Here is an 11962-nt window from a genome sequence, read left to right as displayed (position 1 = left end):
TTGGCGGATACGCCACACCGACGAAATGCGTAGCATTTTGGAGGTTGGCTCTGAACAGTTACTTCAATTTCAAAAAAGCATGCAAAATAAACAGATATATGATATGATAGAAAGCAAAAAACAGAAAGTACAGGAGGGTTAACATATGTATATTACATGTCTGGATGTCGAAGGAGTACTTGTACCGGAAATCTGGGTTGCATTTGCAGAAGCAAGTGGAATTCCAGAACTGAAAAGAACCACAAGAGATGAACCTGATTATAACAAACTGATGCGTTGGAGACTGGATACTTTAAAAGCGCATGGTCTCGGAATCAAAGAAATTCAGGAAACAATTTCCAAGATTGATCCGCTTCCGGGCGCAAAAGACTTCCTGGATGAGCTACGTTCCTTCACCCAAGTAATCCTTCTCAGTGATACCTTCACCGAATTTGCAATGCCACTCATGGAAAAGCTTGATCATCCGACACTTTTCTGCAACAGTCTGGAAATTGCGGAAAATGGTGAGATCACAGACTTCAAGATGCGTGTGGAAAATTCCAAACTAACAACCGTGAAGGCACTGCAGTCCATCGGATTTGAAACAATTGCAAGTGGGGATTCTTACAACGATCTGGGTATGATCCAGGCAAGTAAGGCAGGATTCTTATTCCGTTCAACCGACAAGATCAAAGCGGATTATCCGCAGATCCCGGCATATGAAACCTACGAAGAGCTGCTTGGCGCAATTAAAGATGCAATGAAATAAAAGATAATTGCATATTGCATGGCGATATGCGTAAAAAACCTTACCGGTTTTCAGTTTTTACATCTTTCTTAAAAAAACTCGAAGAAATAGAGAGGAGGCGGGGCTAAGCCTGATTCGTCATGAACATATATATCAGGCAATCAAAGAAGAACACAAAGAACATAATTATCCAATCGCTGCACTTTGTAAACTTGACAGAGTTTCCAAAGCCTCTTACTATAAATGGTTACATAGAGAAATTCCTGAAAGTGAACAAAAGAATAGACTTATTGCTGATGAGATAGAAAAGATTCATACAGAGTCACCGGATAAAGGCTATCGAAGGATCAGAGATGATCTGGAACGATATCATGGTATTGATGTAAACGATAAACGTGTGCTACGCATTTGCCGTAAACTTAATATAAAATCAACTATCAAGTATTCTAACAACGGGTGCACAAGACAGGCTGCAAACCCTCAGTATATAGCTGAAAACATACTTAATCGCGAGTTCACTGCCAAAGCACCAAACGAGAAATGGCTCACTGATGTGACAGAATTCCATTATTATATGGGGATGGAAAAACGTAAACTTTATCTAAGTGCAATACTGGATCTATATGATAGACGGATTGTTTCGTATGCTATTCGTGATAAGAACAACAATACTTTGGTGTTTGATACGGTAGACAGTGCTTTACTTAGAAATCCTGGTGCGCAGCCACTGTTTCACAGTGACAGGGGATTTCAATATACAAACAGGATATTTCATACAAAACTTATAAATGCTGGAATAACGCAAAGCATGTCGCGAGTTGCTAAATGTATCGACAATGGACCAATGGAAAAACACAAAATTTACTTGCAAGCTGCATAAAACTGCCAGCAGATAATTTCTACTGGCAGGAAAAATTTATATTTTTTCAATTGTCTACTTGACGGGGAGCAGTTCAAAATTGGTAAGGTTTCTCTTTTTTATGCAATATAAAATAATGTCCGGTGATTACAAACACAGCCTCTACACACTGCACTTCTCATATGCAAACAATGCAGCTCCAAGCGCACCACAAAGCTGTGCCTCGTCACAAATATACAATTTCGCATCCAGCTTTTCTTCCAGTGCTTTGATGATTCCAGGATTCTTTGCCACTCCGCCTGTCATCATATATTCTCCCGGATTCTTTTTCCCAAGACGTGCCGCCAGTGCTCCTACTTTCGAAGCAACCGACACATTCAGACCATGGATGATATCTGCCACATCTTTATTCTGAGCCACAAGTGATACCACCTCTGACTCAGCGAACACCGTACACATACTGGAAATCACAATATTTTCCTTCCATTCCAATCCTTTTGTACTCATCTCTTCAAGAGAAAGTCCCAAAGTCCGTGCCATCATTTCCAGAAACCTTCCAGTTCCTGCCGCACATTTGTCATTCATCAGGAAATTCTTTACTGCCCCATTTTCATCGATGCTGATCGCCTTGATATCCTGTCCGCCGATATCGATCACCGTCCGCACATTCGGGTTCAGGTAATGCGCACCTTTGGCATGACAGGTGATCTCTGTAATACTGTCATCCCCGCTTTCAATATAAGCACGTCCATATCCCGTCGTGACAATTCTGACGATTTCTTCTTTCTTAATTCCTGCCTTCTCTACGGCAAGATCCAGGCTTTTCTCCGCACTCATCATCGCTCCGCCGCCTGTCGGAATGATCATCGTAGATTTAATTTTTCCGTCCTGATCCAGAATCACAACGTCTGTACTTGTAGAGCCACTATCGATCCCTGCTACATAATATATTCCTGACTCCATCTTTTTTCTTGCCTCCTCACTGATTCCTTTTCCCGGATCCATGTCTTCCGATCCTTCAATCGTTTCTGCAAACGCCTGGATTCTCGTCAGTAACTGTCCAGCGCTCTGACTTGTAAAATCCGTCTCGATTTTCAGAAGCGGTACTTTGATATTCTTTTTAATGCTCGCATATTCAAATCCATAATAATCACAGAATTTGATCGTATGATAAATAATTCCCTTCAAGTTTGGATCCAGATACAGCTGATTTCTCCGAGTGTTGTTATTCATTCGGAAACATGGGATCTGGCAAAGCAGGGCATCCGCATAAGCCAGAAACATTTTTTCTTCATCCATCTGTCTCATCTGCTCCGGAACAACTGCAAGCTGTCTTCCGCCGGTGCAAGTAAGATTGTCCACGTCCATCTGAATATTATCCCGGATCATTTTTTCAAGAATACCCGTTACACGCACACCCAGCAGACCAATGTATGGCTTCATTTCTGTCTCATTTTCTGTAAATGAATTTAAAAATGCTTCCTTATCAAAAGTTTTTCCGGAAAATTTTTCGTATGCTTTTTTCAGGCGCATGATTGCCTGTGCATACTTTACCTTCTCACATTCATTATCTTCATGCGGAAGGTCCAGCATATATAAAAATTTGCATTTTCCGGTGCTCTCTACAATATCATAAACTCTCCGCGCAGAATCACAGCAGTTCACAAGTACAAGCTGCTTGACCTTTCCTTCCAGAACTGCCTGAATCACAGATTTCCCAAAGCCGCACAGATTTGCGTGTGCGATCTGATCCGACATTTCAAAGTTCTCCGGCATTTCCTCCAGTACGGCACACTCTTCTCCAAATGCATTCAATAACTCTACCGGCGTATATTTACAGACATAATGTATCATCTGACCCAGCCCCCTTTCCGTGATTTGCGGCATATTTTTCTGCTTTATTTACCTTCAGCATCTCCATATAAGCCTGAAGTCTTGTAGAAATCTGTCCATCACTGCTGTTTGCCGGATTACATCCATCTCCATCAAGGATCATGGTCGGGATCCCTGCTTCCTCAAGCGATCCTTTGATCAGACTGGAAGCTCCGATCGTACCTTTGCATCCCCAATGTGTAAAAAGGATTCCTCCATCCACATTTGTCTGCGCCGCAAGCTCTTTTGCCTTCTGGATTCTCTGCTTGACGCTTCCATTGTAAATGCAGTTCACCATCTTTTCTGCCATGGACTCATACGGATCTTCATAATGTGTCTTCTGAAATCCGTCTGCCACAAAGTCACAGGCACTGATATGAATCTGGTCACTGTAATTGAAAATATCCTTTACCGGTTCCTGCAAAAATGGCATCATATGCATCCAGAGAATATGCAGACCTTCGCTCTTCGGTGCCTTTTTCACATCTTCCAGAAGCAATTTCGTATACTTGACTGCCTCCTGCGAACCCGCCATGAGGTGGCACATGAAAATCGCGTACAGCTCATTGGTCAGGCTCGTGACCGGATCATGTTCTTTGCGCAGTGCCAGCTGTTCATGATAATATGCGGCTGCCTGGTTGCTGTTATTGACCGCCTGCCGTACTGCCTCTTCGGAAATCTTCTTTCCAGTAACATCTTCTAAAAATGCTTTCAACTCCCGGAGCTGATCTGCCACATATTTTACAGAATCTTCGTTCTTGTCATACGGTACATCTATAAAAAATCCCGGAAGCATATTTTTCTGCTTCAGATACGGGAAGGTCATCATATTGCTGTCACATGCCAGATTTGTGTAGATCATACATTTTGGCTTTGGCACAAGTCCGGATAGTGCCGCTCCAAGGAAAACTCTGTGATAGGAGCACATCGTTTCCGGAAATCCCTCTTCTTCTGTTTTTCTCAAAAATGTCTGCTCACATCTTGTTCCTGCGATAAAGCAGGACATTGCTTCTACCGAATACGGAGTCAGCCCTGCCGCCGTCAAAAGCTCTCCCGGAACAAAGATGCTGACCATCGCTGAATTTTCAGGCTTTGAAAGTGCCTGGATGATATTTTTCATAACAATTCTTGCTACATACTGTCCCGACTTGGGCAGCTTTTTATCTGAAAAAAAGAGCAGTCGTTTCTCCTGAAGTCGATATCCTGTAAGAAGAAGCCTGCGCGCCTTCCCGGGATCCTCCAGAGACATACTGCTCACTGCGTTACCAAATTTTTGTATAATGTCCATTATAGAATTCCTCTCTGTTTTGCCTTTACTTGCTGTCTGATATATTATAGCAGTTGTGTCGGGAAAGTAAAGAGGAATCTATTGACTTCAACGGAACCAATGGAACGTACTTTTTTCAAGATATAATATCTGCTCTTCTATCTCTTACTCAAATTTAATAGCTATCTCAAGAAATTTTCATTGACCCTCGAGTGCGCTTCTATGATATGATGATACCATGGTCAAAAGTATAACAATTATTATTTCTTTACTTCCGGACTTCTTCCATACTTGCTTTACGGAAAAATTCCGCGAATATCAAATCATTACAAAGGAGATTTTTATCATGAGAGAAACTATTTTAGGCAATCATCTGCAAAAAATTCCTTCCATTGCAGTCGGATGCATGCGACTTTCTGAAAAATCGAAGAAGGAAATGAACCATTTCATTCACTCTGCATTGGAACAGGGCGCATATTTCTTCGATCATGCGGATATCTATGGCGGCGGTATGAGCGAGACTGTGTTCGGCGAAGCCTTTGCCGGCGATCCATCCCTGAAACGGGAAGATATTTACCTGCAGTCAAAATGCGGCATCCGGCAAGGTTATTATGATCTCTCAAAAGAGCACATTTTGAAATCCGTCGATGGTATTTTAAAACGGCTTCAGACAGATTATCTCGATCTTCTGCTGCTTCACCGTCCGGATGCACTCGTAGAACCGGAAGAGGTTGCTGCCGCATTTGATGTTCTGTTTGAGAGCGGAAAGGTCCGCCATTTTGGTGTTTCAAACCACAAACCGATGCAGATTGCACTGCTGCAGAAGTATGTCTGCCAACCGCTCGTTGTCAACCAGGTTCAATTCAGCATTCCGGTTTCCAATCTTGTTGCAAATGGTATGGAAGTCAATATGGAAACCCCCGGTTCAATTGACCACGACGGAAGTCTGCTCGACTACTGCCGCCTCCACGATATCACCCTCCAGGCCTGGTCACCATTTCAGATGCCGGCATGGAAAGGATGCTTTCTCGGAAGTGACGAATACCCGGAGCTGAATCAAAAGATTCATGTACTGGCTGAAAAATATAATGTCAGCGACACTACCATTGCGGCTGCGTGGATTTTACGCCACCCGGCAAATATGCAAATCATTACCGGAACTGCAAGCGAAAGCCGCCTGAAAGAAATTATCGCAGCATGTGAGATAACACTGACTCGCGAAGAATGGTATGAGCTGTACCTGGCTGCAGGTCATCCGCTTCCATAAGGATTTTCGGCATTATATTTCTGATTTTATATTCTTGCTGACTTATGCTATTACCCGCACCGTTGGTGCGGGTAATTCTATTTCCGGAATAAACAGACAGTTAGCAAACTGAAGCTGCTTTATCAGTTGGCCACGATTTTCTAAGTGCCACATAGGAAATCACAAAATTGGCAAACCAGCCAGCCGGTACGGCAAGCCAGACAAATTCGATACCAAAACGAGGTGCAAAAATCAAAGCAACTGTCAGGCGGATTGCAAGGTTTACCATATTGGCAACGAGAAACGGGCGCATAACACCAAGTCCACGGAGGACTCCATCTGTTGCCATCTTGATACCCATAAAAATGAAAAAATAACCAAGCCATCTCATATAATCCCCGGACACCTGATATGCCAGGGCAGTTCCGTCTTTTCCCAGGAATAACGAGGAAATCTGGGTATGCAGCGTTTCAATGACTATAAAAGCAAGAACTGCAAAACATAAATCCAACACCAGTGCCGCATGATATCCTTTTTTGATACGTTCCATTTTCTTTGCGCCAAAATTCTGGGAAACATACGGTGAAACTGCATTTCCAATGGATACAAAGATCAGTGAAAAAACGTTCTCTACCCGCATCGTTGCCGAATAACCGGCAAGTGCCTGTGTACCGAATGGATTTACAACTGCCTGTACGATCATCATGCCAATTGACACTGTAGACTGCTGAAGAACAGATGGCACAGCGATCCGAAGCATGGAATGCAATTCCTTCCCGTCAAACCAGTCAAAATGACTTTTATATCGACGCATCCGGCTAAAGAAAATCAAAAGTGAAAACACTGCCGAAATCCCCTGCGCAATGAGGGTTGCAAGAGCTGCACCAAATACCCCCAAACCAAGTCCGGCCACCATCCAGAGATCCATAAAAATATTCAAAATAGAAGAAAATATCAACAGTCCCAATGGAATCTTTGATTCACCGATCGAGGTAAACATCGTTGAAAGGATGTTATACATAAACAGAAACGGAAATCCCACAAAATAAACACGAAGGTACAGTACTGCTTCATCCAGTATATCAGCAGGTGTATGTAATAAACTCATCATCGAATGGGAAAAACAAAAGCCAAATACACCCAGAAGTACGCTTAGAATCAGGAAGCTGATCAATGATGTTGACACGATTGTTTTCATTTTACTATAATCTCTGGCTCCAAAATAACGGCTCACGAGCACTCCTGCACCTACACCGGCACCCAATGCTATACAAATGAAGACATTCGTAAGTGCAGCGCAGGCACCGACTGCCGCCAGTGCAGACGAACCAACAAACTGACCTACGATAATAGAATCAGCCATATTATATACTTGTTGAAAAAAGCTGCCTAAAATCATAGGCATTGCAAAAACAGTTAATGCTTTAAGAGGCGCATCTGTAATTAAATATTCATCTTTTGACATTCTCCAGTTCCTCCTACTGTTTATTTTTTTCGTACTTCCTCAATTCCTCCAGTGCCTCTCCACCCATAGGATACAAAGTCACAATATTAAAAATCGTCATAAGTCCGATTCCCACATCGCCAAGATCCCATACAATATGATAAGCCGCAATTCCTCCGATAAAGAGCATCACAAGTGCGAGGATTTTATATGCTGTCTGCCAGCACCACTTATCCCCTAAAAGATATGCCACATTTCCTCTTGCATAAAACAGGATTCCAAGAAACGTTGAAAAGCTGAAAAGGAACAACGTAACCGCAATAAAGATCACGCCAAATTTACCGAGATGATAATTCATTGCTGTCTGCAAAAGCTCCATTCCTTCCAGTCCTGCTATCATCTTTTCTGGTACAAGAAGCATGATCATCGCCGTACAGCTGCAGATCACAATTGTATCTATAAATACACCCAATGCCTGTATAAATCCTGCTTTTACAGGCGTATCACATTCTGCAGCCGCAGCTGCGCATGGTGCTGATCCCGAACCCGCTTCATTGGAAAATAACCCTCTTTTTACACCATTCATAAGAACTGCTCCGAACCCTCCGGCTGCTGCCTGACGGATCCCAAACGCTTCCTGGATAATCCGCTCAAATACACCCGGAAGGCTTCGGATATTCAACAAGATAATGACTATCGTAATCACAAAATAGCAGACTGCCATAATTGGAACCAGAATATCCAACACCTTTACTGTGGCATTTTTTCGCAGTACGATCACTGTCGCAACGGCTACCAGAATCACCGTCGTAAAAATTGGTGGAATCTCAAATGCATTTTCAAAAGAAGATGCAACCGAATTACTGATCACCTGACTGATCCCGGCCCAGCAGATAATCCCTGAGATTGCAAAGAGCACCGCAATACAGACATGTTTCTTTGTCTTTCCTGTCCGTCTCTCTACATAATGATGCATATAATATGCCGGACCTCCGCGGTAGCCTCCGTAAAGCGGATCTTTCTCTTTATAAAGCTGTGCCAGCGTTGCCTCGATAAATGCGGTTGAAGAACCGATGACTGCTGTGATCCACATCCAGAATACCGCACCGGCACCGCCTGCGGAAACGGCAGCGACTACTCCAACCAGATTTCCCATTCCGACTCTTGTTGCAGTTGAGACGATCAGTGTCTGAAAAGTCGACAGACTGCCATCTTCCTTCTTTTTCCCGGTAAGCGCGCGAACCATATCTCCAAAAAGACGAACCGGCAAAAATCTTGTTCTGATCGTAAAATAGATTCCTGTGGGAATCAGTAAAATAATAAGCAGTGACACACCAAAAGAGGAGCCTCCCGGAAGTGGTATCCTGAAAAGATCTCCCCATAAAAATTGGTATACTGCCTGAATCCATGTAGTTATCATTTCTCTTGTTTCCTTTTCTTTAAATTATTGTTCTCGTTTATCTTATCACAAAGCTATTCTTTAAAATACAAAAAACACGGAAATATTCCGTGTTTTTTGTATTTACATCCTCTTTTTAGATTATTCTCCCCAGCGAAGTCCTTTTCCGGCTTCTACCGCCTTATCATAAATCACTTTTGCTGCTACCAGATCCTGCGCAGCAACTCCTACAGTTTCATATACGATAATTTCTTCGTCATTTTCACGTCCTTTGATCTTTCCATTGATCACATCTCCAAGACTTCCAAGCACATCCTCTTCTGTAATGATTCCGTCTGCGATCGGAATCAGAAGATCCCCCGTCTCTGAAAGCGCCGCCTCTTTTGAATCACAGATAATCTTAGATGCTCTCGGTAAAACTGCCGGATCCAGCTCATGCTTATGGGACTCATAAGTACCTACGCAGCTGATGGTTGCACCGGCTTTTACCTTTGTTCCGTCAAATACCGGTTTTGCCGAAGGCGTCACTGTGATGATCAGATCTGCATCTTCGATACAGTCATCCGAATCCTTTGCCGGTATGATTGTTGCACCGTATTTAGCCTGTTCCTTCTGCATTTCTTCGGCAAATGCTTTGCATCTTTCTTCATTCAGGTCAAAGATCTTTACTTCTTCCAGCTTTCTTGCTGCGAGCATTGCCTCAAGCTGAGCTGCTGCCTGTCCCCCTGTACCGATCATTGCACCTTTTTTACATTCCTTTTTTCCAAGCAGATCAAATGCTGCACCGGAAGAAGCCCCCGTACGAAGCTGTGTCACATAAGTTCCATCCAGCATCGCGATCACATATCCTGTCTTTCCGTCGATCAGCATGGTCTGCGCCGGTGATGTCATCAGATTGTTATCGATATTGTGTGGAAAAATGTTGATCACCTTCATGGCTGCTGCATCTAATTCCGGAGCATAGGCCGGCATAAACAGAAATGCGCCGTCATATTTTCCATTGATGACTGTACGAAGCGGTGTATCTACCGTACCATCGACAACCATCTTAAATGCCTGCTTATCCGCTTCGATCATATCTTTCATTGTAATTACACTTTTAATATCCTCTTTTGAAAGCAATAACATACCCGTTCTCTCCTTATCCATACCAATACTTTTATTCGTGATGATATCCGTAGTCTGCATCCAGTGCCCATGGCTGCATTGCACCGCCTTCTTCTGCCGGTCTGCAGTTCTGTGCGTAAATATTTAAAACACCCTTCTGCTGCTTAAGCGGCGGACGTACCCAGGATTTTCTTCTTTCTGCTAAAATCTCATCGGATACGAGAAGATTCACGGTTCCCCCTGCAATGTCCATCTCAATTTCATCACCATTTTCGATCAAAGCGATCACACCGCCGTCATAAGCTTCCGGAGAAACATGTCCGACGATTGCTCCGTAGTTGAATCCAGAGAAACGCGCGTCTGTGATAAGCCCGACCTTTTTATCAAGTCCAAGTCCGATCAGCGCATCGATACTAAGCATCAGCTCTTTCATACCCGGTGCTCCTTTACAGCCTTCATAGCGAATAACAAGAATGTCCCCCGCAACAATCTCGCCTGCCATAATGGCTCTATATGCATCCTGATCGCATTCATACACTTTTGCCGCACCTTTGATGTATTTTACTTCTTCATATACTGCTGTCGGACGTACGATCGCTCCTGCCGGAGAAATATTTCCCCGCATGATTTTAAGTCCCGGTTCTTTTGCTACAGGATCTTCCAGCGAATGAATGACTTTATTTGGCGCGCTTTTCACAGAATCGAGGAGTTCACCCCAAGTTGTATCCCCGTAAATCGTCGGCGCATCGGTATGGATTTTACCGGCAAGCTGCTTCATGACCTGCTTTACACCGCCGGCATAATGAAAATCTACAACTGTATACGGTCCGCTTGGAATCACTGCATTGATGCAGTAAATTTCCTTCGCATACTTTTCAAAATCTGCCAGTGTAAGCTTGATACCAAGTTCATATGCGTATGCCAGGATATGCAGTACCGCATTGGTTGATCCTGCAACTGCCATATCAAACATGATCGCATTTTCCAGAACATCTTTGGTGATCAGATCTTTTGGTGTCTTTCCGGACCTGGCAAGCTGTACCATGTATTTTCCTGCTGTTCTTGCAGCACGAAGTCTTGCATTATCTGATGCAGGAATCGTAGATGTTCCCGGCATAACAAGGTTCAATACCTCACCTAACATCTGCATCGTATTGGCTGTTCCCATAGAAGGGCATGCACCGAAAGACGGGCAGACGCTTTCTTCCATTTCAAATAACTCAGCTTCGGAAGCACCTGAGAATCTTGCCGCATCCAGATCTGCCTCTACAACTGTCTTACCACAGTAATTTCCGGCCTGCATTGATCCCCCGGTCACTACCAGAGCCGGAATATCCAGTCTGCACGCTGCCAGATAACATCCGGCAATGATCAGATCACAGGATGCCACACAGCAGATCGCATCGAAATTATGTATTCTGGATACAAATTCGATGGACATTGCCACGATATCTCTTCCTACCTGCTCATACTTCATCTCATCCGCACCATTTGCCACATTTCCGCAAGTAGCCGGGATTCCGAATTCTACCGGGATCCCTCCTGCTGCCCAGATTCCCTCTTTTACAGCTTCTGTCACCTGGCGAAGATGTGCAGTTCCGGGAGAACCTGCCATGTAAGAATTCGGTATTCCGATATGCGGTTTCTGACGGATATCTTCATCCGAATATCCTGCCGCCTTCATCATAACACGGCGGTGTGCCGCTTCTGTTCCGTTCCAGTAATTGTATCCCATTATTCTTCTCCTTTAATTCATGATACACTTAAACTCCTTTGAATTTCATTCCCCTGCTTCTATGCTATTCCAGTTTCCGGTCATTGAAAAGTCTGTAAAACTGATATCAGACTTCACTTTTTCTTAATACATTGTTAACTCTTTGATTTGCGCTTATATTTTCACTTTTTCTTATGTTTGATTTTAAAAAAATTTATGTAACTGTTCAGAGCCAACCTCCAAAATGCTACGCATTTCGTCGGTGTGGCGTATCCGCCAAATAAAATCCCGCGGATATTGATTATCTTCCTTATATTAAGTAAGATA

The 11962-nt window shown here is 43.4% G+C and carries 9 protein-coding genes; 3 read left to right on the top strand and 6 right to left on the bottom strand.

Annotation, left to right across the window (positions count from 1 at the left end):
* Positions 1–145 precede the first annotated feature (145 nt).
* Complete coding sequence (gene thrH / locus PGZ10_RS04945) at positions 146–748, top strand: bifunctional phosphoserine phosphatase/homoserine phosphotransferase ThrH (protein ID WP_055296565.1); 603 nt, start codon at positions 146–148, stop codon at positions 746–748.
* Between the two features lie 61 nt (positions 749–809).
* The gene (locus PGZ10_RS16785; RefSeq protein ID WP_334304119.1) at positions 810–1607 is read left to right on the top strand and encodes an IS3 family transposase; all 798 of its coding nucleotides are present in this window, start codon (positions 810–812) and stop codon (positions 1605–1607) included.
* A 141-nt stretch (positions 1608–1748) separates the two neighbouring features.
* Here PGZ10_RS16785 and PGZ10_RS04940 read toward each other — a convergent pair whose 3' ends face one another.
* Together PGZ10_RS04940 and PGZ10_RS04935 are read right to left on the bottom strand one after the other, a co-directional pair.
* Positions 1749–3440 (bottom strand): acyl-CoA dehydratase activase, encoded by a 1692-nt coding sequence (locus tag PGZ10_RS04940; RefSeq protein ID WP_117836348.1) that lies wholly within the window; start codon positions 3438–3440, stop codon positions 1749–1751.
* Positions 3421–4746 carry a 2-hydroxyacyl-CoA dehydratase subunit D gene (locus PGZ10_RS04935; RefSeq protein WP_008368701.1) on the bottom strand — a complete coding sequence of 442 codons (1326 nt, stop codon included), beginning with the start codon at positions 4744–4746 and terminating at the stop codon, positions 3421–3423. The genes PGZ10_RS04940 and PGZ10_RS04935 overlap by 20 nt, the downstream gene beginning before the upstream one ends.
* 325 nt (positions 4747–5071) lie before the next feature.
* Between PGZ10_RS04935 and PGZ10_RS04930 the strand changes: the two genes are divergently transcribed.
* Complete coding sequence (locus PGZ10_RS04930; protein WP_270540834.1) at positions 5072–5992, top strand: aldo/keto reductase; 921 nt, start codon at positions 5072–5074, stop codon at positions 5990–5992.
* A gap of 100 nt (positions 5993–6092) precedes the next feature.
* Here the strand turns inward: PGZ10_RS04930 and PGZ10_RS04925 are convergent, their stop codons facing one another.
* The 4 genes from PGZ10_RS04925 to ilvD form a co-directional block, all read right to left on the bottom strand.
* Complete coding sequence (locus tag PGZ10_RS04925; protein ID WP_270540833.1) at positions 6093–7436, bottom strand: MATE family efflux transporter; 1344 nt, start codon at positions 7434–7436, stop codon at positions 6093–6095.
* Positions 7437–7449: 13 nt separating this feature from the next.
* A complete protein-coding gene (locus tag PGZ10_RS04920; RefSeq protein ID WP_270540831.1) occupies positions 7450–8835 on the bottom strand; it encodes an alanine/glycine:cation symporter family protein in 1386 nt (461 codons plus the stop codon).
* 120 nt (positions 8836–8955) lie between these two features.
* Complete coding sequence (locus PGZ10_RS04915) at positions 8956–9942, bottom strand: ornithine cyclodeaminase family protein (RefSeq protein ID WP_270540829.1); 987 nt, start codon at positions 9940–9942, stop codon at positions 8956–8958.
* A 31-nt stretch (positions 9943–9973) separates the two neighbouring features.
* Positions 9974–11656, bottom strand: coding sequence for a dihydroxy-acid dehydratase (ilvD, locus tag PGZ10_RS04910; protein ID WP_008368759.1), 1683 nt, complete (start codon positions 11654–11656; stop codon positions 9974–9976).
* Positions 11657–11962 lie beyond the last annotated feature (306 nt).

Origin of the sequence: Coprococcus sp. AF102-57 (genome assembly GCF_027686195.1) — a bacterium.
In the GTDB taxonomy this organism is placed as follows: domain Bacteria; phylum Bacillota; class Clostridia; order Lachnospirales; family Lachnospiraceae; genus Allocoprococcus; species Allocoprococcus comes.
Note: the sequence above shows the minus strand (reverse complement) of the source record. Positions and strands in the feature narration are given on the sequence as shown.